This window comes from Roseateles sp. (assembly GCF_047654805.1).
GTDB lineage: Bacteria > Pseudomonadota > Gammaproteobacteria > Burkholderiales > Burkholderiaceae_C > Pelomonas.
The window spans coordinates 3325818-3352052 of sequence record NZ_JASGIV010000001.1 but is presented as its reverse complement, the minus strand read 5'-3'; the positions used below and the strand labels follow the sequence as shown (position 1 = coordinate 3352052).

The 26235-nt window shown below is 69.5% G+C and carries 27 protein-coding genes; 15 read left to right on the top strand and 12 right to left on the bottom strand.

Annotated features, from left to right (window positions below; all coding sequences use genetic code 11):
- Entirely contained in the window at window positions 1-453 is a 453-nt protein-coding gene (gene rplI, locus QM732_RS15120; RefSeq protein ID WP_415656943.1) for a 50S ribosomal protein L9, read from the top strand.
- 166 nt (window positions 454-619) lie between these two features.
- Window positions 620-2044 carry a replicative DNA helicase gene (gene dnaB, locus QM732_RS15115; RefSeq protein WP_415656942.1) on the top strand — a complete coding sequence of 475 codons (1425 nt, stop codon included), beginning with the start codon at window positions 620-622 and terminating at the stop codon, window positions 2042-2044.
- A gap of 46 nt (window positions 2045-2090) precedes the next feature.
- Here dnaB and fba read toward each other — a convergent pair whose 3' ends face one another.
- From fba to QM732_RS15055, 12 genes are all read right to left on the bottom strand, one after another.
- Window positions 2091-3110, bottom strand: a complete 1020-nt coding sequence (gene fba / locus QM732_RS15110) for a class II fructose-bisphosphate aldolase (RefSeq protein WP_415656941.1) — start codon at window positions 3108-3110, stop codon at window positions 2091-2093.
- Window positions 3111-3134: 24 nt separating this feature from the next.
- Window positions 3135-4316 carry a phosphoglycerate kinase gene (locus QM732_RS15105; RefSeq protein WP_415656940.1) on the bottom strand — a complete coding sequence of 394 codons (1182 nt, stop codon included), beginning with the start codon at window positions 4314-4316 and terminating at the stop codon, window positions 3135-3137.
- 11 nt (window positions 4317-4327) lie between these two features.
- Window positions 4328-5341, bottom strand: a complete 1014-nt coding sequence (gene gap / locus QM732_RS15100) for a type I glyceraldehyde-3-phosphate dehydrogenase (RefSeq protein WP_415656939.1) — start codon at window positions 5339-5341, stop codon at window positions 4328-4330.
- Window positions 5342-5373: 32 nt separating this feature from the next.
- Window positions 5374-7392, bottom strand: a complete 2019-nt coding sequence (gene tkt, locus QM732_RS15095; RefSeq protein WP_415656938.1) for a transketolase — start codon at window positions 7390-7392, stop codon at window positions 5374-5376.
- Window positions 7393-7400: 8 nt separating this feature from the next.
- Window positions 7401-8282 (bottom strand): phosphoribulokinase, encoded by an 882-nt coding sequence (locus QM732_RS15090; protein ID WP_415656937.1) that lies wholly within the window; start codon window positions 8280-8282, stop codon window positions 7401-7403.
- Between the two features lie 73 nt (window positions 8283-8355).
- Complete coding sequence (locus tag QM732_RS15085; RefSeq protein ID WP_415656936.1) at window positions 8356-9429, bottom strand: class 1 fructose-bisphosphatase; 1074 nt, start codon at window positions 9427-9429, stop codon at window positions 8356-8358.
- A 17-nt stretch (window positions 9430-9446) separates the two neighbouring features.
- Window positions 9447-10148 (bottom strand): HAD family hydrolase, encoded by a 702-nt coding sequence (locus QM732_RS15080; protein ID WP_415656935.1) that lies wholly within the window; start codon window positions 10146-10148, stop codon window positions 9447-9449.
- Window positions 10145-10852: a ribulose-phosphate 3-epimerase gene (rpe, locus tag QM732_RS15075; RefSeq protein ID WP_415656934.1), complete on the bottom strand. Its 708-nt coding sequence runs from the start codon at window positions 10850-10852 to the stop codon at window positions 10145-10147. Before rpe ends, QM732_RS15080 begins: the two co-directional genes overlap by 4 nt.
- Window positions 10849-11655, bottom strand: coding sequence for an HAD-IA family hydrolase (locus QM732_RS15070; protein ID WP_415656933.1), 807 nt, complete (start codon window positions 11653-11655; stop codon window positions 10849-10851). Before QM732_RS15070 ends, rpe begins: the two co-directional genes overlap by 4 nt.
- Window positions 11645-12550: a CbbX protein gene (gene cbbX / locus QM732_RS15065; RefSeq protein ID WP_415656932.1), complete on the bottom strand. Its 906-nt coding sequence runs from the start codon at window positions 12548-12550 to the stop codon at window positions 11645-11647. Before cbbX ends, QM732_RS15070 begins: the two co-directional genes overlap by 11 nt.
- A gap of 10 nt (window positions 12551-12560) precedes the next feature.
- On the bottom strand, window positions 12561-12980 hold the full coding sequence (locus tag QM732_RS15060) for a ribulose bisphosphate carboxylase small subunit (protein WP_415656931.1): 420 nt from the start codon (window positions 12978-12980) through the stop codon (window positions 12561-12563).
- A 17-nt stretch (window positions 12981-12997) separates the two neighbouring features.
- The gene (locus tag QM732_RS15055) at window positions 12998-14455 is read right to left on the bottom strand and encodes a form I ribulose bisphosphate carboxylase large subunit (RefSeq protein ID WP_415659389.1); all 1458 of its coding nucleotides are present in this window, start codon (window positions 14453-14455) and stop codon (window positions 12998-13000) included.
- Between the two features lie 112 nt (window positions 14456-14567).
- On the opposite strand from QM732_RS15055, the gene QM732_RS15050 reads away from it, so the two are divergent.
- The 13 genes from QM732_RS15050 (at window position 14568) to QM732_RS14990 (ending at window position 26177) form a co-directional block, all read left to right on the top strand.
- On the top strand, window positions 14568-15569 hold the full coding sequence (locus tag QM732_RS15050) for a LysR family transcriptional regulator (protein ID WP_415656930.1): 1002 nt from the start codon (window positions 14568-14570) through the stop codon (window positions 15567-15569).
- Window positions 15566-16867: a DUF3422 family protein gene (locus QM732_RS15045; protein ID WP_415656929.1), complete on the top strand. Its 1302-nt coding sequence runs from the start codon at window positions 15566-15568 to the stop codon at window positions 16865-16867. The genes QM732_RS15050 and QM732_RS15045 overlap by 4 nt, the downstream gene beginning before the upstream one ends.
- A gap of 160 nt (window positions 16868-17027) precedes the next feature.
- Entirely contained in the window at window positions 17028-18620 is a 1593-nt protein-coding gene (locus QM732_RS15040) for a methyl-accepting chemotaxis protein (RefSeq protein WP_415656928.1), read from the top strand.
- Window positions 18621-18846: 226 nt separating this feature from the next.
- The gene (locus QM732_RS15035) at window positions 18847-19947 is read left to right on the top strand and encodes a hydrogenase small subunit (RefSeq protein WP_415656927.1); all 1101 of its coding nucleotides are present in this window, start codon (window positions 18847-18849) and stop codon (window positions 19945-19947) included.
- A gap of 14 nt (window positions 19948-19961) precedes the next feature.
- Window positions 19962-21818, top strand: a complete 1857-nt coding sequence (locus QM732_RS15030) for a nickel-dependent hydrogenase large subunit (RefSeq protein WP_415656926.1) — start codon at window positions 19962-19964, stop codon at window positions 21816-21818.
- Between the two features lie 29 nt (window positions 21819-21847).
- Window positions 21848-22456 carry a HupE/UreJ family protein gene (locus QM732_RS15025; RefSeq protein ID WP_415656925.1) on the top strand — a complete coding sequence of 203 codons (609 nt, stop codon included), beginning with the start codon at window positions 21848-21850 and terminating at the stop codon, window positions 22454-22456.
- 26 nt (window positions 22457-22482) lie between these two features.
- Window positions 22483-23217 (top strand): Ni/Fe-hydrogenase, b-type cytochrome subunit, encoded by a 735-nt coding sequence (cybH, locus tag QM732_RS15020; RefSeq protein WP_415656924.1) that lies wholly within the window; start codon window positions 22483-22485, stop codon window positions 23215-23217.
- Between the two features lie 7 nt (window positions 23218-23224).
- Window positions 23225-23560: a HigA family addiction module antitoxin gene (locus QM732_RS15015; protein ID WP_415656923.1), complete on the top strand. Its 336-nt coding sequence runs from the start codon at window positions 23225-23227 to the stop codon at window positions 23558-23560.
- Window positions 23561-23580: 20 nt separating this feature from the next.
- Window positions 23581-24249: a HyaD/HybD family hydrogenase maturation endopeptidase gene (locus QM732_RS15010; RefSeq protein WP_415659388.1), complete on the top strand. Its 669-nt coding sequence runs from the start codon at window positions 23581-23583 to the stop codon at window positions 24247-24249.
- Window positions 24250-24251: 2 nt separating this feature from the next.
- Window positions 24252-24587 carry a HypC/HybG/HupF family hydrogenase formation chaperone gene (gene hypC / locus QM732_RS15005; RefSeq protein WP_415656922.1) on the top strand — a complete coding sequence of 112 codons (336 nt, stop codon included), beginning with the start codon at window positions 24252-24254 and terminating at the stop codon, window positions 24585-24587.
- Window positions 24584-25084: a hydrogenase gene (locus QM732_RS15000; protein ID WP_415656921.1), complete on the top strand. Its 501-nt coding sequence runs from the start codon at window positions 24584-24586 to the stop codon at window positions 25082-25084. The genes hypC and QM732_RS15000 overlap by 4 nt, the downstream gene beginning before the upstream one ends.
- Window positions 25085-25101: 17 nt before the next feature.
- Window positions 25102-25968 carry a hydrogenase expression/formation protein gene (locus QM732_RS14995; protein WP_415656920.1) on the top strand — a complete coding sequence of 289 codons (867 nt, stop codon included), beginning with the start codon at window positions 25102-25104 and terminating at the stop codon, window positions 25966-25968.
- On the top strand, window positions 25965-26177 hold the full coding sequence (locus QM732_RS14990; RefSeq protein WP_415656919.1) for a rubredoxin: 213 nt from the start codon (window positions 25965-25967) through the stop codon (window positions 26175-26177). Before QM732_RS14995 ends, QM732_RS14990 begins: the two co-directional genes overlap by 4 nt.
- Window positions 26178-26235: the final 58 nt, after the last annotated feature.

The following is a 26235-nucleotide window of genomic DNA, read 5'->3' as shown; positions in this document are numbered from 1 at the left end:
ATGCAAGTGATCCTGCTCGAAAAAGTGGCCAACCTTGGCAACCTCGGCGACGTCGTCAAGGTCAAGGACGGTTATGCCCGCAATTTCCTGATCCCGACCAAGGCCGCCCGCCGTGCGACCGAAGCCGCGATCAAGGAATTTGAAGCCAAGCGCGCCGAACTCGAAAAGGCCGCCGCAGCCAAGCTGGCCGAAGCCCAGAAGCTGGGTGAAGCTATCGCCGGCAAAACCGTGCGCATCGCCCAGAAGGCCGGTGTGGACGGCCGCCTGTTCGGCTCCGTCACCAACGCCGACGTGGCCGACGCGCTGACCAAGGCGGGTTCGGCCATCGCCAAGTCGCAAGTGCGCCTGCCCAACGGTCCGCTGAAGACCGTCGGCGAGTTCCCGGTGAACGTCGTGGCCCACACGGACGTGGTCGTCGAGATCACCGTCCACGTGGTTCCGGAAGCCGAGTAAGCAAAAACGGGAAGCTCGCTTCCCCTGATGTGCGCTGGCACCGAGTCACCGCAACATCGAAAGAAGGCCGATACCCTCCGGGTTTCGGCCTTCGGTTTTTCCGGCCCGAGTTTTCCCGCGCCGCCCACCGGTTGCTCCCAGTCCGTTCACAGCTTTATCCACAGGCATGTCCGCGATCTTTCCCGCCTCCTCTTCCGCCGCATCGCAAGACGACGAGGTCGCGCGGCTACGCGTGCCACCGCACTCGGTCGAGGCTGAGCAGAGCGTGCTCGGCGGCCTGCTGATTGACAACTCGGCCTGGGACAAGGCTGCCGACCTGCTGACCGAGAGCGACTTCTACCGCTTCGAGCACAAGCATGTGTTCGCGGCCATCGGCAAACTCGTCAACGCCGGCAAGCCGGCCGACGTGGTGACCGTCTTCGACGAGCTGACCTCGCTGGGCCGTGCCGAGGAGTGCGGCGGCCTGGCCTACCTGAACGCGCTGGCGCAGAGCGTGCCCAGCGCTGCCAACCTGCGCCGCTACGCCGAGATCGTCCGCGAGCGCGCCATCCTGCGCAAGCTGGTGGCTACCTCCGACGAGATTGCCACCGCCGCGATGAACCCGCAGGGCAAGGCCGTCACGCAGATCCTGGACGAGGCCGAGGGCAAGATCTTCAAGATCGGCGAGGAAGGCTCGCGCAGCCAGCAGGGCTTCCAGAGCATGGACCGGCTGGTCATCGCGCTGATCGACCGCGTCAACGAACTGGCCGAAGCCGGGCATCAGGACGTGACCGGCGTGCGCACCGGCTTCTACGACCTCGACAAGCAGACGGCCGGCCTGCAGCCTGGCGATCTCATCGTGCTGGCCGCGCGCCCCTCCATGGGCAAGACCGCGTTTGCGGTCAACATCGCCGAGAACGTGGCCATCAACGAGGGCCTGCCCGTCGTCATCTACTCGATGGAAATGGGCGCTGCGCAGCTGGCGCTGCGGATGGTGGGCTCCATCGGCCGCATCGACCAGAGCCACCTGCGCACCGGCCAGCTCAAGGACGACGAATGGAGCCGCCTGTCCGAGGCCGTCGACAAGCTCGGCAAGGCCGCCATCTACATCGACGAAAGCCCCGGCCTCTCGCCCAGTGAGGTGCGCGCCCGCGCGCGGCGGCAGGCGCGCATCAGCGGCCAGCTTGGGTTGATCGTCATCGACTACCTGCAGCTGATGAGCGGCAACGGCGGCGGCAGCGAGGAGAACCGCGCGACCGTGCTGGGCGAGATCTCGCGGGGCCTGAAGGCGCTGGCCAAGGAGCTGCGCTGCCCCGTCATCGCGCTGTCGCAGCTGAACCGCTCGGTGGAGCAGCGGCCCGACAAGCGGCCCATGATGTCCGACCTGCGCGAGTCCGGCGCCATCGAGCAGGACGCGGACATCATCATGTTCATCTACCGGGACGAGTACTACACGAAGGATGAGTGCAAAGAGCCCGGTGTTGCCGAGATCATTATTGCGAAACAGCGTAATGGCCCGGTGGGCACGGTGAAGCTCGCGTTCCAGCGCATGCACACCAAGTTCGAGAATCTGGCGCCCGGCTACGTCGGCGCGGAGCGGGACGAGTACTGAGCCAGGCGCCGGGTCGGGGGGGCGTGGTTCGGCCCCGGCGCGAGGCTCAACGGGCGGCCTGGCGGCCCTGCAGCCTGGACGCCATGCCGGCGCATCCGAACGCCTCGAAGCGGTCGGCGCACAGGTCGCGGGCCGCGACCAGCGCCGCGCTCAGGAAGCGCCGCGGGTCGAACTCGTCAGGCTTGTGCGCCATCGCGCGCCGCATCGCGCCAGTCATGGCTAGGCGGATGTCGGTGTCGATGTTGATCTTGCGCACGCCGTGGCGGATGCCCTCCTGGATCTCCTCCACCGGCACGCCGTAGGTCTCCTTGATGTCGCCGCCGTGCTCGCGGATGACGGCCAGCCACTCCTGCGGCACGGACGAGGACCCGTGCATGACGAGATGGGTGTTGGGGATGCGTGCATGGATCTGCTTGATGCGATCGATGGCGAGGATGTCGCCCGTGGGCTTGCGGCTGAACTTGTAGGCGCCGTGCGAGGTGCCGATGGCGATGGCCAGCGCGTCCACGCCCGTCTTCGCGACGAAGTCGGCGGCCTGCTCGGGGTCGGTCAGCATCTGCTCGTGCGTCAGCATGCCTTCGGCGCCCACGCCGTCCTCCTCGCCGGCGGTGCCGGACTCCAGCGAGCCCAGGCAGCCCAGTTCGCCTTCCACGGACACGCCCACCGCATGGGCGATCTCGACGACGCGACGTGTGACGTCGACGTTGTAGTCGTAGCTCGCCGGCGTCTTGGCATCCTCCCTCAGCGAGCCGTCCATCATCACGCTGGTGAAGCCGGAGCGTATGGACTGCATGCACACTGCGGGGCTGGCACCGTGGTCCTGGTGCAGCACGATGGGCAGCTCGGGGTACATCTCGGCCGCGGCCTCCACCATCTTGCGCAGGAAGGGCTCGCCGGCGTACTTGCGCGCGCCGGCCGAGGCCTGCAGGATGACCGGGCTGTCGGTCTTCTGCGCGGCCTGCATGATGGCCTGGATCTGCTCCAGGTTGTTGACGTTGAAGGCGGGCACGCCGTAGCGGTGCTCGGCGGCGTGGTCTAGCAGCCGGCGCAGGGAAATCATGGCCATGGGGAACTCCTGTCGGGGTTGGAATCAGTGGGCGCGGTCTTCAAGCGCGCGAACGGCGGGAAGAGTCTTGCCTTCCAGGAACTCCAGGAAGGCGCCCCCGGCCGTGGACACGTAGTCGATGCGGGCCGCCACGTCGAACTGGTTGACGGCGGCTACGGTGTCGCCGCCGCCGGCGATCGAGTAGGCGCTGGCCCCGGCGATGGCCGTGGCCAGCATGCGCGTGCCGTGCGAGAACTTCTCGATCTCGAACACGCCGAGAGGCCCGTTCCAGACGATGGTCTTGCATGCCTGCAGCTCGTCGACTAGGCGGCGCATGGACTGTGGACCGAAGTCGAGGATGAGGTCGTTGCCGGCCACCTGGGCCACGGCCTTGATGGCGGGCAGGGCGGTCTCGGAGACCTCGTCGGCCACCACCACGTCGGTGGGCAGGAAGAGGCGCGCGCCGCGGGCCTTCAGCGTGGCCACCACCTCGCGGGCGGCGTCCACCATGGTGGGCTCGCACAACGATTTGCCGACAGGCTGACCGGCAGCCAGCAGGAAGGTGTTGGCCATGCCACCGCCCACCACCAGCAGCTCCACCCGCTGTGCCAGCGCGTTGAGGATGGCCAGCTTGGTCGACACCTTGGAGCCACCGACGATGGCCGCCATGGGGCGCTCCGGTGCGGCCAGCGCACGGCTCAGCGCCAACAGCTCCGACGCCATCAGCGGGCCGGCGCAGGCTTCGCGAGCCAGCCGGGCCAGCGCCTCGGTCGTGGCTTCCGCGCGGTGGGCGGTGCCGAAGGCGTCGTTCACGTAGACGTCGCACAGCGCGGCCATGCGCTGGGCCAGTTCGGGCGAATTGGCCTTTTCGCCGACGTGTGCGCGGCAGTTCTCCAGCATCACGACGCCGCCGGGCTGCACGCCGAAAGGCACCTCCAGCCAGTTGTCGATCAGCGGCACCGGCACACCCAGCAGCTGCGCGAGACGTTGCGCGACGGGCCGCAGCGAGTCGCTGGCATCGAGTGCGCCTTCGGCTGGGCGGCCCAGGTGCGAGGTCACCATCACCCGCCCACCCTGCTGCATGGCGTGGCGTATGCCGTCGAGGCTGGCGCGGATACGGGTGTCGTCGGCGATGCGGCCGGCGGCGTCCAGCGGCACGTTGAGGTCGCAGCGGATGAACACGCGCTGGCCGCGCAGGTTGATCTGGTCCAGGGTCTTGAAGGCCATGTCGTCGGCCCTCAAGCGCGGGACATGGCCAGCGCCGTGTCGACCATGCGGTTGGAGAAGCCCCACTCGTTGTCGTACCACGCGCAGACCTTGACGAGCCGGCCGCCGGCGACCTTGGTGCAGCTGGCGTCGAATACGCTGGAGCGGGCGTCGTGGTTGAAGTCCACTGACACCAGCGGCTCGTCGCTCCAGCCCAGAATGTCCTTCAACGGGCCGGCCGCCGCAGCTTGGCGCACCAGCGCGTTGACCTCCTCCACCGTGGTGTCGCGCTGCGCGGTGAACACCAGGTCCACCAGCGAAACGTTGATGGTCGGCACCCGCACCGCGAAGCCATCGAGCCGGCCGGCCAGCTCGGGCAGCACCAGGCCCACCGCGGCGGCGGCGCCCGTCTTGGTGGGGATCATGGACTGCGTGGCCGAGCGGGCGCGGCGCAGGTCCTCGTGGTAGACGTCAGTCAGCACCTGGTCGTTGGTGACGCTGTGCACGGTGGTCATCAGCCCGTGCGCGATGCCCAGCCCGGCGTGCAGCACCTGGGCCACCGGTGCCAGGCAGTTGGTGGTGCAGGAGGCGTTGGAGACGACGGTGTGATCGGCGCGCAGCACGCCGTGGTTGACGCCGTAGACGATGGTGGCGTCCACGTCGGCACCGCCGGGCGCGCTGATCAACACCTTCCTCGCACCAGCGGCCAGGTGGGCACCGGCCTTGGCCTTGCTCGTGAACAGGCCGGTGCATTCCAGGACGATGTCCACGCCCATGTCCTTCCAAGGCAACTCGGCCGGGTTGCGAATGGAGGTGACGCGGATGCGCCGGCCATCCACCACCAGGTGGTCACCATCGACGGCGACGGGCAAGCCGAAGCGGCCATGTGTCGTGTCGTGGCGGGTCAGGTGGGCGTTGACGCGGGCATCGCCCAGGTCGTTGATGGCGACGATCTGGACGTCGTCGGTGCGCTGCGTTTCGAACAGGGCGCGAAGCACGTTGCGGCCGATGCGGCCATAGCCGTTGATGGCGATGCGAGTGGTCAAGGGGATGTCTCTCGTGTTTTGATTGAGGGGATTCAGGCTGCCGGGCGCAGCAGCGCCCGCGCGCGGCTGGCCACCGCGTCGGCGGTGATACCGAACAGCGGGAACAGCTCGCCCGCCGGGGCCGATTCGCCGAAACGGTCGATGCCGACGACATCACCGTCTTCGCCCACGTGCTTCCACCACAGGCTGGTGCTGCCGGCCTCGACGGCCAGGCGCGGCAGGTGGCGCGGGATGACGTCGCGACGCCAGCTGGCGTCTTGCCGCTCGAACACGTCCAGGCAGGGCACGGACACGACACGGGCCGGGATGCCGGCCTCGGCCAGCAGCGCCGCCGTCGCCAGCGCCACGCCCACCTCGGAGCCGCTGGCGATCAGCACCACCCGCTCGCCCTCGGGGCGGCGCAGCACATAGGCGCCGCGGGCGATGTCGTCTAGCCGCGGACGGCCGTCGCCGGCGTGCGGCAGCGCCTGGCGCGACAGCAGCAGGCAGCTCGGCCCGTCCGCGCGGCGCAGCGATTCGCGCCAGGCCACGGCGGTCTCGGTCGCATCCGCCGGACGCCAGACGTCCACGCCGGGGATCAGCCGCAGGCTGGAGGCGTGCTCCACCGGCTGGTGCGTCGGGCCGTCCTCGCCCAGGCCGATGGAGTCGTGGGTGTAGACGTACACGACCGGCAGCTTCATCAGCGCCGACATGCGCACGCCGTTGCGGGCGTAGTCGGAGAAAGCGAGAAAGGTGCCGCCAAAAGGCCGGTAGCCGCCGTGCAGCGCCACGCCGTTCATGATGGCCGCCATGCCGAACTCGCGCACGCCGTAGTGCACGTGGTTGCCGGTGCCGGCCCCCTTGAGCGGGCGGTGCCCCTTCCAGTCGGTGAGGTTGGAGCCGGTGAGGTCGGCCGAGCCGCCCAGCAGCTCGGGCATGGCGGGAGCGACTTCCTGCAGCGCGTCCTGCGACGCCTTGCGGGAGGCGACCGCGGCGGCCCTGGCCTCGGCGTTGGCGCAGGCCAGCGCCAGCGCCTCCTCGGTCTCCGGCGCCAGTGGCGCGCCGCGGTCATGGCGGCGCAGCAGCTCGCGGGCCAGGTCGGGGTAGGCGAGGGTGTACTCGGTGAATCGCTGCCGCCAGGCGCCGCTCAGCGCCGCGCCGCGTTCGCGGGCGGACCAAGCGGCCTGCACGTCTTCCGGCACCTCGAAGGGCGGGGCCGTCCAGCCCAGCGCAGCACGGGTCAGCGCGATCTCGTCCTTGCCCAGCGGCTCGCCATGGGCCTTGGCCGTGCCGGCGCGGTTGGGCGAACCCTGGCCTATGGTCGTGCGGCAGCACACCAGCACGGGCCTGTCGGACCTGTGGGCGGCGGCGATGGCGCGGTCCAGCGCTTCGAAGTCATGGCCGTCGACGTCGCGCAGCACCGTCCAGCCGTAGGCCTCGAAGCGGCCGGGCGTGTCATCGCCGAACCAGCCCTTCACGTCGCCGTCAATGGAGATACCGTTGTCGTCGTAGAAGGCCACCAGCTTGTTCAGCCGCCAGGTGCCGGCCAGGGAGCAGGCCTCGTGGCTGATGCCTTCCATCAGGCAGCCGTCGCCCAGGAAGGCGTAGGTGCGGTGGTCCACCACGGCGTGGCCGGGGCGGTTGAACTCGTCGGCGAGCAGTTTCTCCGCCAACGCCATGCCCACCGCGTTGGCGATGCCCTGGCCCAGTGGGCCGGTGGTGGTTTCCACGCCGGGCGTCATGCCCAGCTCGGGGTGGCCGGGCGTGCGGGAGTGCAGCTGGCGGAAGCGCCGCAGCTCGTCCATGGGCAGGTCGTAGCCGCTCAGGTGCAGCAGCGCGTACAGCAGCATGGAGCCGTGGCCGTTGGACAGCACGAAGCGGTCGCGGTCCAGCCAGGCCGGGTCGGCCGGGTCGTGGCGCAGGTGGTGGCGCCACAGCGCCTCGGCGATGTCGGCCATGCCCATGGGCATGCCGGGGTGGCCGGAGTTGGCGGCCTGCACGGCGTCGATGGCGAGCACGCGCAGCGCGTTGGCGCAGGTGGCGCGGGAGGCTTGGGCGTAGGTGTTCTTCATGCCTGACCTCATGCCGCGGCCAGCAGGTTGCGACGGCGCTCCACCAGCCGCAGGATCATGGGCGTGAAGATCAGCTGCATGGCCAGTTCCATCTTGCCGCCCGGCACCACCAGCGTGTTGGCGCGCGACATCCACGAGTCGTGCAGCATGCTGAGCAGGTAGGGGAAGTCGAAGCCGCGCGGGTTGGCGAAGCGGATCACCACCAGGCTCTCGTCGGCGGTGGGGATGGTGCGGGCGATGAAAGGGTCGGAGGTGTCCACCACCGGCACGCGCTGGAAGTTGATGTGCGTGCGCGTGAACTGCGGGCAGATGTAGTGCACGTACTCGTGCATGCGGCGCAGGATCACGTCGGTGACCGCCTCGGTGGAGTAGCCGCGCGTGCTGCGGTCGCGGTGGATCTTCTGGATCCATTCCAGGTTGATGACCGGCACGACGCCGATCAGCAGGTCCACGAAGCGCGCCACGTCCACCTTGTCCGTCGTCACGCCGCCGTGCAGGCCCTCGTAGAACAGCAGGTCGCTGGGCGGCAGCGGCTCCCAGGCCGTGAAGGTGCCGGGCGGCTGCTGGTAGGGCCGGGCCTCCTCGTCGTTGTGCAGGTATTTGCGGCTCTGGCCGCTGCCGGTCTCGCCATAGCTGCGGAACAGATCCTGCAGTTCGTCGAACAGATTGGCGCTCTCGCCGAAGTGGCTGAAGTGCGGGTTGTCCTGCTGCTCGGCCTCGGCCATCGCGACCTTCATGGCCTGGCGGTCATAGCGGTGGAAGCTGTCGCCCTCGATGATGGCGGCGGCCACGTCTTCGCGGCGGAAGATGTTCTCGAAGGTGCGCGTCACCGACGTGGTGCCCGCGCCGGACGACCCGGTGATGGCGATGATGGGATGTTTGGCGGACATGGGGTTCCCCGTTCGTTTTCGGATGCGGTTGGGCCGGCGCCGCGAAGGCGCCCGTGCGATGGGCAGCGCGCGCTCAGGCGTTGGCAGCGAACAGGCCGCGCTTGCCGAACAGCGGCGAGTCGTAGCTCTGGCCGGGCTCCTCGGCGTGGTACTTCTCGATGCGCGCCACCTCCTGCGCCGAGCCGAACACGAAGCCGATGCGCTGGTGCAGCGTGTCGGGCTGCACGTCCATCAACCGGCCGCGACCGGTGCTGGCTCGGCCGCCGGCCTGCTCGACCAGGAAGGAGATGGGGCTGGCTTCGTAGAGCAGGCGCAGCCGGCCGGCACGGGCCGGGTCCTTGGTGTCGCGCGGGTAGAGGAAGACGCCGCCGCGCATCAGGATGCGGTGCGTCTCGGCCACCAGCGAGGCGATCCAGCGCATGTTGAAGTCGTCGCCGCGCGGCCCGGCCTTGCCGGCCGTGCACTCGTCCACGTAGCGCTTCACGGCGGGTTCCCAGAAGCGGCTGTTGGAGGCGTTGATCGCGAACTCGCGAGTTCTTTCGGGCACCTGCAGGTCGCGGTGGCTGAGCACCCACTCGCCCAGCTGCGGGTCCAGCGTGAAGGCATGCGTGCCGCGGCCCAGCGTCAGCACCAGCATGGTGGAGGGGCCGTAGATCGCGTAGCCGGCGCAGACCTGGGTGCTGCCGGGCTGCAGGAAGTCCTGCGGCTGCGGGTCCGCGCCCGGCGTCTCGGCGCGCAGCACCGAGAAGATGCTGCCCACCGACACGTTGACGTCGATGTTGGACGAGCCGTCCAGCGGGTCGAACAGCAGCAGGTACTTGCCGCGCGGGTGCTGGGGCGGCAGCGCATAGGGCGCTTCCATCTCCTCGGACAACATGCCAGCGACGTGACCGCCCCATTCGCTGGCGCGCAGGAACATGTCGTTGGCCAGCACGTCCAGGGTCTTCTGGTCCTCGCCTTGCACGTTGTCCGTCCCGGCGCTGCCCAGCACGCCGGCCAGCGCACCGTAGGCCACCTTGCGGGCGATGGCCTTGCAGGCCAGCGACACGTCGGTGATCAGCGCGTTGAGGTCGCCGGTGGCGTCGGGGTGGCGGCGTCGCTCCTCGATGAGGAACTGGGTGAGGGTGGAACGTCCTCCGGTGGGCATCGCGGTCTCCTGTCTTCTCAATGAATCGGTGCACGGCCAGGGGCCGTCTCGGGCGGGCGCAGCCGGGCGATCAGTTCGCGTGGGGCATCCAGCCGCCAGGTGTCCGCGGTGAACAGGGCCGGCGCCTCGCCGTAGCCCCAGCTCACCCAGGCCGCGCGGCAGCCGGCGGCGCGCGCGGCCTGCAGGTCGTGTGGACCATCGCCCACCATCAGCAGCGCCGCTGCCTGCATGTCCAGCCGCTGCACGGCCTGCTGGATCAGCAGCGGCGAAGGCTTGCGCTGCGCCGGGGTGTCGGCGCCGTGCACGGCCGCGAAATGGCCCAGCAGCCCCGCGGCATCCAGCACGGCCCGTGCCAGCGGCGTGGGCTTGTTGGTGACCACCGCGAGCGGGTAGACGTCCGACAGTTCGTGCAGCAGCTCCGCCATGCCCGGGTAGGCATCGCCCTGCACGGCGGGGTCCTGCAGCGTGGCTGCGTCGAAGTCGCGGCGCAGCCGCCACGCGAGCGTCGCGGGGTTGACACCGTCCAGGGCCGAGGCGCGCAGCGCCCGCTGGATCAGCGCGTCCGGCCCGTCGCCTATCCAGCCGCGCACGGTGGGCAGCGCGAAGCTGCCCAGCCCGGCCGCGGCCAGCGCGGTGTTGAGCGCCAGCGCGACACCGGCGGCGCTGTCGATCAGCGTGCCGTCCAGGTCGAAGGCGATGGCGGCGATGGGGGCGCTCATCGCGGGCCTCCCTCGGCCTCGCCGCGCAGCGCGGCGATGCTGCGGCGGTAGTCGCCACCCGTGAACACAGCCGAGCCGGCCACCACGGTGTCGGCGCCAGCGGCCACGACGCGGCGGATGTTGCGCCCGTTCACGCCGCCGTCCACCTCCAGCCAGATGTCGCGCCCGGTGGCGTCGATGCGCCGGCGCAGCAGCTCGATCTTGGGCAGCGTGCTTTCGATGAAGGCCTGGCCGCCAAAGCCGGGGTTCACCGACATCAGCAGCACGAGGTCCAGCCGGTCCATGACATGGTCGATGATGTGCAGCGGCGTGGCCGGGTTCAGCACCAGGCCGGCCTTCATGCCCAGAGAGCGGATCAGCTGCAGGCTGCGGTCCACGTGCAGGCTGGCTTCGGGGTGGAAGGTGATGAGGTCAGCGCCGGCCTCGGCGAACATGGGGATCAGCGCGTCCACCGGCTGCACCATCAGGTGCACGTCGATGGGCACAGGCCGGCCGTCGGCCGTGCGGCAGTGCGGCTTGATGGCCTGGCACACCATGGGCCCCACGGTCAGGTTGGGCACGTAGTGGTTGTCCATCACGTCAAAGTGGATGAGGTCGGCGCCGGCCTCGATGACGGCGCGGACCTCCTCGCCCAACCGCGAGAAGTCGGCGGACAACAGACTGGGTGCGATGCGCAGCGGGTGCGCGGTGGCGATTGCGTTCATGAGGTGAGGCCTCGGTACAGGGCCTGGACGGTGTTCAGGGGTGGAGGTGGGCTGGCGAGCGCGCACAGTTCCTCGAAGCACAGCCAGCCGGCCGTCTTCAGCAGGCAGCCAGGTTCGCCGTCCAAGGGCGCCTGGGGTTCACCCAGACCGGGCAGCACAAGGCCGGCCGCGGCGAAGTCATCGCCTTGGGTCCAGAAGGTGGGCGTCACCAGCGTCCACAGGCCGGCGCCGGTGGCGGCGCGCAGGCCGTTGACGGAGTCCTCCAGCGCCAGCGCCTGCTCGGGCTGCAGGCCCAGCGTGGCCAGTGCCAGGCGGTAGATGTCGGGTGCTGGCTTCTTGGCGCGCACCTGGTCGCCGCAGGCGATCACGGCAAACAGGTCCAGCCCGCGGGACCCCAGCGTCGAGGTGAGCAGCGCATGGATGTTGACGGCGGTGGTGGTGCTGGCGATGGCCAGCCGGCAGCCGTGGTCCAGCGCCTCGTGGATGAGCCGGGCCACGCCGTCGCGCAGCGGCACGCCGCCCTCCTGGACGACGGCGGTGTAGAAGCGCGTCTTCTCGGCATGTAGCGCGGGCACCAGGCCGTGCAGGCGGGTTCGCTCGGCGGCGGACACCGGCAGCATGTCGATGTAGCTGGCGATGCGCTCCTTGCCGCCGGTCACCTCCAGCAGCTGGCGGTAGTCGGTGCGGCTCCAGGTCCAGCCCAGGCGGTGGCGCTCGAAGGCCAGGTTGAAAGCCACGCGGTGGGCCTCCTCGGTGTCGGCCAGCGTGCCGTCGACGTCGAAGATGAGGGCCTCAATCGCCATGGCTGACCTCCGGCGCGGTGAACACGCGGCTGGCGAGCACGTCCTCGGCCTGCAGCGTGCAGAGCTGCTCGCGCGTCAGCGCCGTGTCGGCCGTGAACAGCCGCGTGGCGTGGCGCAAGCGGATGCGGTCCAGCGCGTTGCGGATGGAGCGCGCGTTGGCGAAGTGGGGCTGCTCGCGGCGCAGGCCCACGTAGCGCGCGAAGGCCGGCGAAGCCGCTTCGTCGAAGCGGTAGTTGAGCTGCTCAAGCATCAGCTGCGCGATCTGCATCAGCTCGGGCTCGCTGTAGTCGGGGAAGTCGATGTGGTGGGCGATGCGCGAGGCCATGCCCGGGTTGCTGGAGAAGAAGGTCTCCATGCGGTCGCGGTAGCCGGCCAGGATGACGACGAGGTCATCGCGGTGGTTCTCCATGACCTGCAGCAGGATCTCGATGGACTCCTGGCCGTAGTCGCGCTCGTTCTCGGGCTTGTAGAGGTAGTAGGCCTCGTCGATGAAGAGCACGCCGCCCATCGCCTTCTTGACGATCTCGCGCGTCTTGGGTGCCGTGTGGCCGATGAACTGGCCCACCAGGTCGTCACGCGTGACGGCCACCAGGTGGCCTTTGCGCACATAGCCCAGCTGCTTGAGCACGGCCGCCATGCGTAGCGCCACCGTCGTCTTGCCGGTGCCGGGGTTGCCGGTGAAGCACATGTGCAGCGACGGCTTTGTTGCCTGCAGGCCCTGCTCGGCGCGCAGCTTGTCGATGAGCAGCAGCGCCGCGATGTCGCGGATGCGCCCCTTGACCGGCGCGAGGCCGACCAGCTCGCGGTCGAGCTGGTCCAGCACGTCGCGCACGCCCGAGGCTTCGAGCAGCGCGGCCGGCGTCTGGGCGGGCGATGGCGTGGGCAGGGCGCTCATGTCCGCGGCCTCAGTAGCGTTGGCCTTCCGAGGCGCGCTGCACCGAGTAGCTCTCGATCGAATAGCGCAGCGTGCGGCCCGGCTCCTCGGTGCGGATCAGCCGGAAGCCCGGCTCGGCCGCGGGCCGGTTGACGATGAAGGACAGCACCACCGACTCCGTGCCATGCGTGGAGTCGAACGCCGTCAGGCGGATGTAGTGGCTGGGGAAGCTCTTGCGGCAGCTCTTGAGCTCCAGCATCACGCCGGCCGCGTCGCCGATGTCGAACATCGGGTTGCCGAACATCTCCCAGTAGGTGTTGCGGGGGTGCGGGTCGTCCGTGTACTCGATGCCGATGGCCCAGCCCTTGGCGAGGCAGCAGTCGATCTGCTTGACGATCTGCGCGTCGCTCAGGTCGGGCAGGAAGGAGAAGGTGCCTTGGGTGATTCGCATGGTGTGCTCGCTCCTGTTCAGGCCACGGAAGGCGTGGTCACGTAGTCCGACGTGTCGGTCGACGTGTAGTTGAAGGTGATGTCGCCCCAGGTCTCGAGGGCGGCGGCCAGCGGGCTGCACCAGCGGGCGGCGTCGCGCAGGATCTGCGGGCCTTCGTTGGCGATGTCGCGGCCTTCGTTGCGGGCCAGCACCATGGCTTCGAGTGCCACGCGGTTGGCGGTGGCGCCGGCCTGGATGCCTTGCGGATGGCCGATGGTGCCGCCGCCGAACTGCAGCACCACGTCGTCGCCGAAGAGATCGATGAGCTGGTGCATCTGGCCGGCATGGATGCCGCCGGACGCGACCGGCATGACCTTCTTGATCGCGCCCCAGTCCTGCTCGAAGTAGACGCCGCGCGGCAGGTCGACGGCCGTCTGCGTGTCGCGGCAGATGTTGTAGTAGCCCTGCACGGTCAGCGGGTCGCCTTCCAGCTTGCCCACCGCCGTTCCCGCGTGGATGTGGTCCACGCCCGCCAGCCGCATCCACTTCGCGATGACACGGAAGCTGACGCCATGGTTCTTCTGGCGCGTGTAGGTGCCGTGGCCAGCGCGGTGCAGGTGCAGGATCATGTCGTTCTGCCGGCACCAGTGGCTCAGGCTCTGGATGCCCGTGTAGCCGACGACCAGGTCCACCATGATGATGACCGAGCCCAGCGACTTGGCGAACTCGGCGCGGCGGTACATCTCCTCCATCGTGCCGGCCGTCACGTTGAGGTAGCTGCCCTTCACCTCGCCGGTGGCGGCGCTGGCCTTGTTGACGGCGTCCATGACGAACAGGAAGCGGTCGCGCCAGTGCATGAAGGGCTGCGAGTTGATGTTCTCGTCGTCCTTCATGAAGTCCAGGCCGCCCTTCAGGCCCTCGTAGACGACGCGGCCGTAGTTGCGGCCCGACAGGCCCAACTTGGGCTTCGTCGTGGCGCCCAGCAATGGGCGGCCGAACTTGTCCAGCCGCTCGCGCTCCACGACGATGCCGGTCGGCGGGCCGGCGAAGGTCTTCACATAGGCGACCGGGAACTTCATGTCCTCCAGTCGCGCGGCCTTCAACGGCTTGAAGCTGAACACGTTGCCGATGACGGACGCTGCGACGTTGGTGATGGAGCCTTCCTCGAACAGGCTGAGGTCATAGGCGACGTAGCAAAAGTACTGACCCGGGTTGTTGGGTACGGGGTCGACGCGGTAGGCCTTGGCTCGGTACATGTCGCAGGCAGTCAATCGGTCGGTCCAGACCACCGTCCAGGTTGCGGTGCTGGACTCGCCGGCCACGGCTGCGGCGGCCTCGATGGGATCCACGCCGTCCTGCGGCGTGATGCGGAACAACGCCAGGATGTCGGTCTCCTTGGGCACATAGTCCGCGTCCCAGTAGCCCATCTGGGCGTACTTCAGGACGCCGGCTGAATAGCGCTTCTTGGCGTCGGTGATCTGCGTGGCTTCTGACATATTGCCCATGGGCACTCTCCTTGCTCGGTGACGGTGGCGATGGACGCGAATGTAGAGATCGGAATACATTCGTAATAGTTAATTCTTTTTCTTAAATGATTTGCTTTTGCTGATGCTTAAGAACGCCACATTCCGTCAGCTCGCCGCCTTTCATGCTGTGGCTCGCCTGGGTAGCGTTTCGCGTGCTGCGGGGGAGCTGCACTTGACGCAGCCGGCCGTGTCCATTCAGCTAAAGCTGCTGGAAGAAAGTGCTGGCGCACCGTTGCTTGAGCGGGAGGGGCGTGGCGTCCGGCTCAGCGCGGCAGGCGAGGTGATGGCCGACTACGCGGCGCGCATCCTCGACCTTTGGCGCGAGGCCGGCGACGAGATGGCGGCGCAGCGCGGCGTGTTCTCGGGCACGCTGCGCGTGGGCGCGGTGACGACGGCCGAGTACCTGCTGCCCCCGCTGCTGGTGGCGTTCGCGGCCGAGCATCCGCACGTCAAGGTCAAGTTGCGCGTAGGCAACCGCGACGAGATCGTCGCCATGCTGGGGGCTCAGGAGGTGGACATCGCCATCATGGGGCGCCCTCCCGGCGAGCTGAAAACGACGGCCGTGGCCTTTGCCAAGCACCCGATGGCTTTCCTCGCATCGCCGCGGCATCCGCTGATGAGCAGGCGCGACCTGACGCTGGCCGACCTGGCCGGTGCCAACCTGCTCGTGCGCGAGCGCGGCTCGGGCACGCGTACGACGTTGGAGCGGCTGCACAAGGACGCCGGCCTGCCGTTGCGCATCGGTTCCGAGATGTCCAGCAACGAGGCCATCAAGCAGATGTGCGCGGCCGGGTTCGGCGCGGCCTTCCTGTCGTTGCACACCTGCGGCCTGGAGCTGCAAGCCGGCCTGCTGGCGCTGCTGCCCATGGCCGGCAACCCGCTGGAGCGCGAGTGGTACGCGATGCACCTGGCCACACGCCGGTTGCCGCAGGTGGCGTCCGCCTTCAAGCAGTTCCTGGCGGACGACGGGCAGCGTCTCATCCTTGAGCAACTGCGCACCGGCCCGGCCTGCGCGGCCCCGGCCACGCGGCCGGCACGCTCCAGAACGGCGCAGGCACGCAAAGTGCAAAAAGCGCGGGCATGAACACCCTGCCTGTCCCGCGATCCCTGACCCTTCCTCCCGAACTGCCGCAGCGCCAGCGGCTTGCCGACGAGCTGCACGCGCGTCCTTTCGAGACGCTGTCGTCGCCGGGCTGCGTGCTGTCCGTCGCCACGCTGCGCGTCGATGCCGCGCAGGACGCGCAATGCCTGGCCCACCTCGCCGAGCTGGACGCCGCCGCCGCCGATGCCCGGGGCGCCACCCACCTGCGCCTGCAGTGGCGCGGGCTGCGCATCAAGTGGGAACGGCACACCGAGTTCTTCAGCTTCAGCGTGTTCGCCGAAAGCGGCCCGGCAGCGCTGGGCGAGGCCTTCGACACCGCCTGGCTGGCCGCACTGCCCGAGGGCTGGCTGGCGCGGCTGCCCGGCGAGATGGTGGCCGCCACGCTGGTGGCGCTGTTGCCCTGCGCGGGCGAGCCGCCGCATGTGCGCGAGGTGGCGCCGCTGTTCGGCAACGAGCTGGTGGTGGGCAACCGCATCGCCGACGGCGCGGCCACGGTGGTGACGGACCTGCGCGCCGTCGACGGTGTGACCCGCTTCCTGGTGTTCGACCACGCGCTGAACCGCCGCCGCGCCGGCCGCACCGCGCAGCGCCTGGTCGAGATCGACACCTACCGCATGATGGCGCTGCTGAGCCTGCCGCTGGCTGCGCGCCGCATGGGCGAGCTGGGCGCGGAGGAGGAGGAACTTGCCTCGCTGATGGAGCGCTTCCGCAGCGCGGCGGACGGCGACGAGGCGCTGCTGAACGAGCTGGTGGCGCTGGCTGCCCGCGTGGAGCACGCGCTGGCCGACCACGGTGCGCGCTTCTCGGCGACGCGGGCCTACGGCGGCATCGTGGACCGCCGCATGGCCGAGCTGCGGGAAGCCGTGGTGCCGGGGCTGCAGCCGCTGTCAGAGTTCCTGGACCGGCGCTTCCGCCCCGCCATCGAGAGCTGCGCCGCGACGGCGGCCAGGCAGGCCGAGCTGTCCAAGCGCATCGCCCGTGCCGCGCAGCTGCTGCAGACGCGCTCCGAGGTCGAACGCGAGCGCCAGAACCAGTCGCTGCTGGCCTCGCTGGACCGCCGCCAGGGCCTGCAGCTGCGCCTGCAGGAGATGGTGGAAGGGTTGTCCGTCATCGCGATGACCTACTACGGCGTGGGCCTGGCGGCCTACGCCCTCAAGCCGCTGGCCAAGGCCGTGGGCGCCAACGAGGCCTGGGTTGTCGGCGCCACGGTGCCGTTCGTCGCGTTGGCCGTGGTGGTCAACCTGCGCCGGCTGCGCCGGCATCTCGCCACGGCGCACTGAAGGGGGCTTGGCGGGGCAGGGCGGCTGGAAGCGCGCCTTCCGGTTGCGAGGCCGCCCCGGCATGGGTGTGACCGATGGCGGCAGGTGGCCCCGGCGCGGCGGCGCGGGCGCAGAGCTTGCATGGCGGCTGCTCACAACAAGCAGATCCGGAGACATCCTCGTGCCCCACCTACCGCACCCCGCGGCCGCCGGCGCGGGCGGCGCACCCATCGTCACCGTCACAGATGCGCAGGGCCGCATCACCTACGCCAACTCCTCTTTCCAGCGCGCCTCCGGCCTGGCCATCGAGCAGGTCGTTGGCGCGCCGCACAGCGTGGTGCGCCACCCGGACATGCCCTCGCGCGTGTTTGCTGACCTGTGGGCCTCGCTGCGGCGCGGCCAGCCGTGGACGGGGCTGATCCGCAACCGCCACCGGGACGGCGGCGACTACTGGGTGCAGGCCAACGTCATCCCGGCGCGGCGCGGCGACGAGGCGCTGGGCTACACCTCCATCCAGCTGCCGCCCTCGGCGCAGGAGGTCGAGCGCGCGGACGCCGTCTACCGCGCGTGGCAGTCGGGTGGCGGCGTGCAGCACCAGATCCGCCAGGGCCGCATCGTCGAGACCGGCTGGGCCACCTGGCTGCACGCGCTGCGCAACCCGCTGGACCTGCCCGTGCAGCGACGCGTGCAGGGCTCGGCCGGGCTGCTGGCGCTGCTTTTCGCGGCGCTGGTGGCCGGCGCGCTCGCGCCTCGGCTCGCAGTGGCGCTGCTGGCCGCCTGGGGCGGCTGGCGGCCCTGGGCCATCGCCAGCGGGCTGCTGGGCATCCTGGCCTCGGGTGCCATCGCCGTCTACTTCCAGGGCCGCATCGTGAAGCCCCTGCGCGCGTCGTGCAGCGCGGCCACGGCCATTGCCGGCGGCGACATCCACCGCCCCTTCGACGACAGCCCGCGCGCCGGCGAGCTGCGCGACCTGAACCGCGCGCTGAACCAGCTCGTCGCCAAGATGGCGGCCGTGCTGCGCGACGCGCACGACCATGCCGCGCAGGTCGGCGCGCAGGTGGCGGGCCTGGCCGACGGCGCGGAGCGGCTGGCGGAGCGCTCGGCCGAGCAGTCGGGCAACGTCGGCGACGCTGCCCGGCACACCGCGGCCATCGACGCGCTGAGCACCGGCACGGCTGAGTCGGCGCGCGGGGCGCACGAGACGTCGCAGCTGGCCATCGCGGAAACGGAAGACGCCTGCGCCATCGCGCGCACGCTGCAGGCCTCCATGCAGGACATCTCGGCCTTCGGCGAGCGCATCGCCGAGATCAGCGGCCGCATCGACGCGATCTCGGTGCAGACCGGCATTCTGGCCTTGAATGCCGCCGCGGCGGCCAGCCGCGACAGGGAGCTGGGTCGCACGTTCGCTGTCGTCGCGGCCGAGGTGCGTGCGCTGGCGCGCGGCAGCGGCGATGCGGCGCAGGAGATCCGCGCGCTGAGCGGCGAATCGCGCGACAAGACCGAGGCCGGCCTGCGGCTGGCGCATGACATGGCCGCCAAGGTCGATGGCGCCGCGCAGCGCATCCGTGCGCTGGGCGGGCTGGTGGCGCAGATCCGCCAGGCCGCCCAGGCCCAGTCCGAGGGCGTGCAGCAGATCAACGAGCGGCTGCGGGCGCTGGACGGCTCGACCCGGCTCAACGCGACGCTGGCGGGCGACAGCGTGGCGGCCAGCGCGGCGGCCCGGCAGGAGACGGCACGGCTGCAGGCGGCCATCGGCGTCTGGCATCTCGACTGAAAGCGTGGCTTCCATTGCGCCCGTGCCTCTGGAAGCGCTGTTTGCATCGGAGGCGCGGCGCTTCGCCGGCCCCCCTATTTTTCTTGAGCCAGATCAAGGGCTTGCAAGCCTCGTTCGGTGTTTTCCCTGGGCGGCGCAGGGCTGGCGCGCGACTTGTATGCACTGATTCATCCGCCGAGGGGCGGCACCCGACAACACCCAACAGAGGCCAAGGAGACAAGCCCAGATGGAAACCTTCTACGAGGTCATGCGCCGGCAAGGCATCTCGCGCCGCAGCCTGCTGAAGTACTGCTCGCTCACTGCCACGTCGCTGGGTCTCGGCCCGGCCTTCGTGCCGCAGATCGCCCACGCGATGGAGACCAAGCCGCGCACGCCGGTGCTGTGGCTGCACGGCCTGGAATGCACCTGCTGCTCCGAGTCCTTCATCCGCTCCGCGCACCCGCTCGCCAAGGACGTGGTGCTTTCGATGATCTCGCTGGACTACGACGACACGCTGATGGCCGCTGCCGGCCACCAGGCCGAGGCCATCCTCGAAGAGATCATGACGAAGTACAAGGGCAACTACATCCTGGCCGTGGAGGGCAACCCGCCGCTCAACCAGGATGGCATGAGCTGCATCATCGGCGGCAAGCCCTTTATCGAGCAGCTCAAGCACGTCGCCAAGGACGCCAAGGCCATCATCAGCTGGGGCAGCTGCGCGAGCTGGGGCTGCGTGCAGGCGGCCAAGCCCAACCCGACGCAGGCCACGCCAGTGCACAAGGTGATCTTCGACAAGCCCATCATCAAGGTGCCGGGCTGCCCGCCCATCGCCGAGGTGATGACGGGCGTCATCACCTACATGCTGACCTTCGACCGCATCCCCGAGCTGGACCGCCAGGGCCGCCCGAAGATGTTCTACAGCCAGCGCATCCACGACAAGTGTTATCGCCGGCCCCACTTCGACGCCGGCCAGTTCGTCGAGCATTTCGACGACGAGTCCGCGCGCAAGGGCTACTGCCTGTACAAGGTCGGCTGCAAGGGGCCGACCACGTACAACGCCTGCTCCACCGTGCAGTGGAACGAGGGCACCAGCTTCCCGATCAAGGCCGGCCACGGCTGCATCGGCTGTTCGGAAGACGGCTTCTGGGACAAGGGCTCGTTCTACAACCGCCTGACCGACATCCACCAGTTCGGCATCGAGGCCAACGCCGACCAGGTGGGTGGTGCGGCCGCGGGCGTGGTGGGCGCCGCCGCCGTGGCGCATGCCGCCGCGTCGGTCATCAAGCGCGCCTCGCAAAAACGCGAGCAGACACGCGAACAGAACAACGACACGACCAGCAAGGTCTGAGAGCGAGACGACTCATGGGTGCTTACGAAACTCAAGGCTTCAAGATGGACAACACCGGGCGGCGCATCGTCGTCGATCCGGTGACCCGCATCGAGGGCCACATGCGCTGCGAGGTCAACGTCGACAGCAACAACGTGATCCGCAACGCCGTCTCCACCGGCACGATGTGGCGCGGGCTGGAGGTCATCCTGAAGGGCCGCGACCCGCGCGACGCCTGGGCCTTCGTCGAGCGAATTTGCGGCGTCTGCACGGGCTGCCATGCGCTGACCTCGGTGCGCGCGGTGGAAGACGCGCTGGGCATCACCATCCCCAAGAACGCCTACCTGATCCGCGAGATCATGGCCAAGACGCTGCAGGTGCACGATCACGCTGTGCACTTCTACCACCTGCATGCGCTGGACTGGGTGGACGTCGTCTCGGCGCTGAAGGCCGACCCCAAGAAGACGAGCGAGCTGCAGCAGACGGTGTCGCCGTCGCATCCGCTGTCGTCGCCGGGCTACTTCCGCGACATCCAGAACCGGCTGAAGAAGTTCGTCGAGAGCGGCCAGCTCGGCCCCTTCATGAACGGCTACTGGGGCAGCAAGGCCTATGTGCTGCCGCCCGAGGCCAACCTGATGGCGGTGACCCACTACCTGGAGGCGCTGGACCTGCAGAAGGAATGGGTGAAGGTGCATACCATCTTCGGCGGCAAGAACCCGCACCCCAACTACCTGGTGGGCGGCGTGCCGTGCGCCATCAACATCGACGGCAACGGTGCGGTCGGTGCCCCCATCACGATGGAGCGCCTGAACTTTGTCGAGGCCCGCATCCGGGAAATGATCGAGTTCAACAACAACGTCTATATCCCGGACGTGCTGGCCATCGGCACCATCTACAAGCAGGCCGGCTGGCTGCACGGCGGCGGCCTGGCGGCCACAAACGTGATGGACTACGGCACCTACGAGAAGGTGATGGGCCAGCACGATACCCAGCAGCTGCCGGGCGGCGCCATCCTGAACGGCAACTGGGACGAGATCCACCCGGTCGACCCGCGCGACCCCGAGCAGGTGCAGGAGTTCGTGCCGCACAGTTGGTACAAGTACGCGGACGAGTCGCGCGGCCTGCATCCCTGGGACGGCGTCACCGAGCCCAACTACGTGCTGGGCGACAAGACCAAGGGCACGCGCACCGACATCAAGGAGCTGGACGAGAGCGCCAAGTACTCCTGGATCAAGTCGCCGCGCTGGCGCGGCCATGCGGTGGAGGTGGGCCCGCTGTCGCGCTACATCCTGGGCTATGCCCATGCGCTCAAGGGCCACAAGTACTCGCAGCGCGTGAAGGAGCAGATCGAGAGCTCGGCCCGCATCATCAACACCGACTTCCCCAAGGCCCTGGGGCTGCCGACGACCGATTACACGGCCAAGCAGCTGCTGCCCACCACCATCGGCCGCACGCTGGCCCGCGCGCTGGAGTCGCAGTACTGCGGCGAAATGATGCTGGACGACTACAAGGAGATGATCGCCAACATCAAGGCCGGCGACACGGCCACCGCCAACGTCGAGAAGTGGGACCCGTCCACCTGGCCCAAGGAGGCCAAGGGCGTGGGCACGGTGGCCGCGCCGCGCGGCGCCTTGGGCCACTGGATCAAGATCAAGGACGGCCGCATCGAGAACTACCAGTGCGTGGTGCCCACCACCTGGAACGGCTCGCCGCGCGACACCAAGGGCCAGATCGGCGCCTTCGAGGCCAGCCTGATGAACACGCCCATGGTCAACCCGGAGCAGCCGGTGGAGATCCTGCGCACGCTCCACTCCTTCGACCCCTGCCTGGCCTGCTCCACGCATGTGATGAGCCCCGACGGCCAAGAGCTCACCAGCGTCAAGGTGCGCTGAACCCGACGACAAGACCCGGAGACAACGACATGCACGACACCAAGATCCTCGTCCGCCGCGGTGGCATCGCCGCGCTGGCCCTACTGGCGGCGGGCGCCGCCCAGGCCCACCCGGGGCATGATGCCCAGGGCCTCGTGGAGGGCTTCGCCCATCCCTTCTCCGGCTTCGACCACCTGCTGGCCATGGCGGCCGTGGGCGTGTGGTCGGCCGCTGCGCTACCGGCCGGCCGCCGCCTGGCCGGCCCGGCCGTCTTCCTCGTGATGCTGCTGCTGGGCGCGGCGCTGCCGCAGTTCGGGCTGATGCTGCCCGGCCTGGAGGCCGCCGTGGCCGTTTCCGTCGTCGCGCTGGGCGCGCTGATGATCGCGGCCCGTCACCCGGCGGCACGGCTGCCGGTGCCGGCCGGGCTGGCCCTGGTCGGCATGGCCGCGGCGATGCACGGCATGGCGCACGGCGCAGAGCTGGCTCCGGGCCAGTCCTTCGCGGGCTATGCGGTGGGCTTCATGGTGGCGTCGGCGCTGTTGCACGGCGTGGGCCTTGCTGCCGGCGGCTGGCTGCAGCGCAGCCGCGCCTGGGCCTGGCGCGCCACGGCGGGCTTCGTCGGTGCCAGCGGCCTGGCCATGTTGGCCGGGCGGCTCTGAGCCGGCCGCCGCAGGAGGCCACCGCCATGTCCAACACCACGACCCATCACGGCCTGGGCCACGATGCGGCCGACGACGAGCACACCGTCGCCGAGGCCCGCTCCATCAAGTCGGTCTACGTCTACGAAGCGCCGGTGCGCATCTGGCACTGGATCAATGCGCTGGCCATCACCGTGCTGGCCATCACCGGCTACTTCATCGGCTCGCCGTTGCCCACGCAGCCGGGCGAGGCCAGCGCGAACTACCTGATGGGCTACATCCGCTTCGCCCACTTCGCCGCCGGCTACCTGCTGGCCGTGGGCATCCTCGGCCGGCTGTACTGGGCCGTGGTGGGTAACCACCACGCCCGCGAGCTGTTCTGGGTGCCGCTGTTCCGGCGCGACTACTGGGTCGAGGTCTGGGGCATGGTGAAGTGGTATGCCTTCCTCAGCTCGCGCCCGGGGCGCTACGTGGGCCACAACCCGCTGGCGCGCTTCGCGATGTTCTTCGGCTTCTTCGTGCTGACGGTGTTCATGATCGTCACCGGCTTCGCGCTGTATGCGGAAGGTGCGCAGATGGGCTCGTGGCAGGACAAGCTGTTCGGCTGGGTGATCCCGCTGTTCGGCCAGTCGCAGGACGTGCACACCTGGCACCACCTGGGCATGTGGGCGCTGATCATCTTCGTGATCCTGCACGTCTACGCGGCCATCCGCGAGGACATCATGGGCCGCTCCAGCGTGGTCAGCACCATGATCTCCGGCCACCGCACCTTCAAGGACTGAGGGTGGCATGAACCTCGTGCAGCGCACCGGGAACTACCTGCGGCAGCCGCCCGCGGGTGTTCCGGTGCGCCTGCCACCGCACCCGGGGCGTTTCCTGCAGCGGCACTACCTGGCGCCGCTGGCGATCAACCAGAGCGACGCCGCGCGGCGCCTAGGCATGTCGCGCCGCCGCCTGCACGAGATCGTCCATGGCCAGCGCGGGGTGTCGCCCGACACAGCGCTGCGCTGCGCCCTCGTGTTCGGCAGCGACGCCGCCTTCCTGCTGGCCATGCAGTCCGCCTGGGACAGCTTCCACGCCTGGAAGCAGATGCGCGCGCAGTCGCGCCCCTCCCTCCAACCCTGAATCGTTTCGTCATGGACCCCATGCGCCCCATTCCGTCCGACAGCGCCTGTCACCCCAAGGGTGACAGCGCCGAAACCATCTGCGTCCTCGGCATCGGCAACGTGCTGTGGGCCGACGAGGGCTTCGGCGTGCGCTGCATCGAGGCGCTGCAGCAGCGCTACGAGTTCGCGCCGCACGTGCAGCTCATCGACGGCGGCACCCAAGGCCTCTACCTCGTGCAGCATGTGCAGCAGGCCGACCGGCTGCTGATCTTCGACGCCATCGACTACGGCCTCGCGCCCGGCGAGCTCAAGCTCGTCGCGAACGACGACGTGCCGCGTTTCATGGGCGCCAAGAAGATGAGCCTGCACCAGACCGGCTTCCAGGAGGTGCTGATGCTGGCCGTGCTGACCGAGCAGTACCCCAGCGAGGTGCTGCTGATTGGCTGCCAACCCGAGGAGATCGACGACTACGGCGGCAGCCTGCGGCCGGTGGTGAAGCAGGCGATGGAGGACGCGCTGGCGCTGGGCGTGGACACGCTGCGGCGCTGGGGGGCGCAGCCCGCGCCGCGCCAGCGGCCGCTCAGCGATGTCGAGACGGTGACCTTCTCCGAGCTGGCCCTAGGCCGCTATGAATCGCAGCGGCCGCCCGAAGACAGCGCCTGCCGCACCGGCGACGCGCGCTTCATGCCCACCGCGGAAGGCGCCTGACCATGTGCATCGGCATTCCCATGCAGGTCCTGGCTCTGGAGCCTGGCCACGCGCTGTGCGAAGGCCGCGGCGAGCGCCGCCGCGTGCGCACGGCGCTGGTCGGCGACCCCGCGCCGGGCGACTGGCTGCTGGTCTTCATCGACAGCGCGCACGAGCACATCAGCGCGGAGCGGGCGCGCGAGGTGGACGCCACGCTGGACCTGCTGGCTGCCGTGCAGGCCGGCGAGGGCGGCGGTGCGGATGCCGGCTTTGCGCTGCCCTCGCGGCTGAGCCGCGACGAACTGCTGGCACTGGCCGGCAACCCCACCCGACAAGACACACCGGAGCCCACCCCATGACCGCTGAATCCTCCACCGAAGCCCGGGTCAGCCTGCCCGTGCAGGCGCCCAAGACCCTGCCCGACACCTCGCCGCTCGTCGCGCGCCTCGTCGACGTCTGCGGCGCCACCTGGGTGGATGCCGACACCATCGACGCCTGGGCCGCGCAGGGCGGCGACCGTGTGGTGCTGTTCGCCGGCGACGCGGTGCGCTTTCCCGAAGGCCAGGACGTGGCCGTCGTGCTGCCCGAGCTGCAGCGCAGCCTGCCCGGCCGTTTCGCGGTGGGCATCGTGCAGCGCCACCAGGAGGAAGCGCTGGCCCGCCGCTTCGGCTCGCAGCGCTGGCCCACGCTGCTGTTCCTGCGCGATGGCGAGTACGTCACCACGCTGCCGGGCATGCACGACTGGGACGACTTCCTGCGCAAGACCGAGGCCGCGCTCGCCGCGCCCGTCTCGCGCCCGCCCACCATCGGTATCCCGCTCGTCAGCGCCACGCCTGCCGACGGCGGCTGCCACTGATCCGGAACGGACACGACATGAAAGACTTCCCCATCCCCGTGCGCAGCATCGGCCCCGGCAGCCAGGCCGAGGACGAGACACTGGAATACATGCCCATGCCCCAGGGCATGGAGACCTTCCGCGCGCCGCTGCTGCCCGAGCCCGAGCAGATGGCCGCCCGCCACCAGGCCCACGAGGCGTTGCGCGACACGCTGGCCCAGCTCGGTGTGGTCTGCCAGGGCGGCGGCAACCGCGTGGTGGACCTGACCGGACTGGCCGAGGCAGACCTGACGCTGGTCAACCAAGTGCTGGGCGAGGGCGAGGTCAGCGCCGTCGTGCAGCCGTCTGGCGACGAGCAGCGTGAGGTGCGGGTGCAGGAGGCCGTGTTCGCCGGCGTCTGGCGCGTCGTGACGACGGCCAACGGCCGTGTGGTGTCCGACATCATCGAGCTGGGCCACATCCCGGAGGTGCTCAAGCAGGCGGCCCGCGAGGACGTCGTGGCCGAGGTGCCACGCTGGCAGGGCGGGCTGCCGCCCAACGTGCAGAACGCGCCCGCGCTGCTGGCGGAGATCGAGGACCACTGGCGCATCTGGCGCCACGGCCAGCCGGCGCATGTGGTCAACCTCACGCTGCTGCCCGTGTCCATGGAAGACATCGGCTTCCTGGACCACCACCTCGGCACCGGCCGCGTGCTGATCCTGTCACGCGGCTACGGCAACTGCCGCATCACCAACACCTGCAGGCCGAACACCTGGCGCGTCGTCTATTACAACTCGCAGGACCTGGTGATCCTCAATGCTGTTGAGGTCAGCGAGCTCCCCGAGGTGGCCCAGGCCGCCATTGAGGACTTGCAGGACTCTCACGAGCGCCTGCAGGAAGTGCTGGCGTGGGTGGAGCAGGGATGAGCTTCGAGGGCAGCTATCTGGGTGACGTTGCGCGGCTGCCGGCCGACGCGCGGCTGGAATGCAAGATCTGCTGGTGGGTCTACGACCCGGCGCTGGGCGACGAGGTCTGGCAGGTGCCGCCCGGCACCGCCTTCACCAGCCTGCCGGCCTGGTGGCACTGCCCGCAATGCGACGGCGACGCGGACCAGTTCATGGTGCTGGCGTCATGAGCGCCGCGCCGGGCCGTCCCAAGCAAGCTTGCTGCCGCTTGGCGGGACAGGCTGCAGG

Coding starts and splice junctions, on each gene's coding strand:
- rplI (WP_415656943.1), top strand. CDS start 1: ATGCAAGTGATCCTGCTCGAAAAAGTGGCCAACCTTGGCAACCTCGGC.
- dnaB (WP_415656942.1), top strand. CDS start 620: ATGTCCGCGATCTTTCCCGCCTCCTCTTCCGCCGCATCGCAAGACGAC.
- fba (WP_415656941.1), bottom strand. CDS start 3,110: ATGGCCATGATTTCCCTGCGCCGGCTGCTAGACCACGCCGCCGAGCAC.
- QM732_RS15105 (WP_415656940.1), bottom strand. CDS start 4,316: ATGGCCTTCAAGACCCTGGACCAGATCAACCTGCGCGGCCAGCGCGTG.
- tkt (WP_415656938.1), bottom strand. CDS start 7,392: ATGAAGAACACCTACGCCCAAGCCTCCCGCGCCACCTGCGCCAACGCG.
- QM732_RS15090 (WP_415656937.1), bottom strand. CDS start 8,282: ATGTCCGCCAAACATCCCATCATCGCCATCACCGGGTCGTCCGGCGCG.
- QM732_RS15085 (WP_415656936.1), bottom strand. CDS start 9,429: ATGCCCACCGGAGGACGTTCCACCCTCACCCAGTTCCTCATCGAGGAG.
- QM732_RS15080 (WP_415656935.1), bottom strand. CDS start 10,148: ATGAGCGCCCCCATCGCCGCCATCGCCTTCGACCTGGACGGCACGCTG.
- rpe (WP_415656934.1), bottom strand. CDS start 10,852: ATGAACGCAATCGCCACCGCGCACCCGCTGCGCATCGCACCCAGTCTG.
- QM732_RS15070 (WP_415656933.1), bottom strand. CDS start 11,655: ATGGCGATTGAGGCCCTCATCTTCGACGTCGACGGCACGCTGGCCGAC.
- cbbX (WP_415656932.1), bottom strand. CDS start 12,550: ATGAGCGCCCTGCCCACGCCATCGCCCGCCCAGACGCCGGCCGCGCTG.
- QM732_RS15060 (WP_415656931.1), bottom strand. CDS start 12,980: ATGCGAATCACCCAAGGCACCTTCTCCTTCCTGCCCGACCTGAGCGAC.
- QM732_RS15055 (WP_415659389.1), bottom strand. CDS start 14,455: ATGTCAGAAGCCACGCAGATCACCGACGCCAAGAAGCGCTATTCAGCC.
- QM732_RS15050 (WP_415656930.1), top strand. CDS start 14,568: ATGCTTAAGAACGCCACATTCCGTCAGCTCGCCGCCTTTCATGCTGTG.
- QM732_RS15045 (WP_415656929.1), top strand. CDS start 15,566: ATGAACACCCTGCCTGTCCCGCGATCCCTGACCCTTCCTCCCGAACTG.
- QM732_RS15035 (WP_415656927.1), top strand. CDS start 18,847: ATGGAAACCTTCTACGAGGTCATGCGCCGGCAAGGCATCTCGCGCCGC.
- QM732_RS15030 (WP_415656926.1), top strand. CDS start 19,962: ATGGGTGCTTACGAAACTCAAGGCTTCAAGATGGACAACACCGGGCGG.
- QM732_RS15025 (WP_415656925.1), top strand. CDS start 21,848: ATGCACGACACCAAGATCCTCGTCCGCCGCGGTGGCATCGCCGCGCTG.
- cybH (WP_415656924.1), top strand. CDS start 22,483: ATGTCCAACACCACGACCCATCACGGCCTGGGCCACGATGCGGCCGAC.
- QM732_RS15015 (WP_415656923.1), top strand. CDS start 23,225: ATGAACCTCGTGCAGCGCACCGGGAACTACCTGCGGCAGCCGCCCGCG.
- QM732_RS15010 (WP_415659388.1), top strand. CDS start 23,581: ATGCGCCCCATTCCGTCCGACAGCGCCTGTCACCCCAAGGGTGACAGC.
- hypC (WP_415656922.1), top strand. CDS start 24,252: ATGTGCATCGGCATTCCCATGCAGGTCCTGGCTCTGGAGCCTGGCCAC.
- QM732_RS15000 (WP_415656921.1), top strand. CDS start 24,584: ATGACCGCTGAATCCTCCACCGAAGCCCGGGTCAGCCTGCCCGTGCAG.
- QM732_RS14995 (WP_415656920.1), top strand. CDS start 25,102: ATGAAAGACTTCCCCATCCCCGTGCGCAGCATCGGCCCCGGCAGCCAG.
- QM732_RS14990 (WP_415656919.1), top strand. CDS start 25,965: ATGAGCTTCGAGGGCAGCTATCTGGGTGACGTTGCGCGGCTGCCGGCC.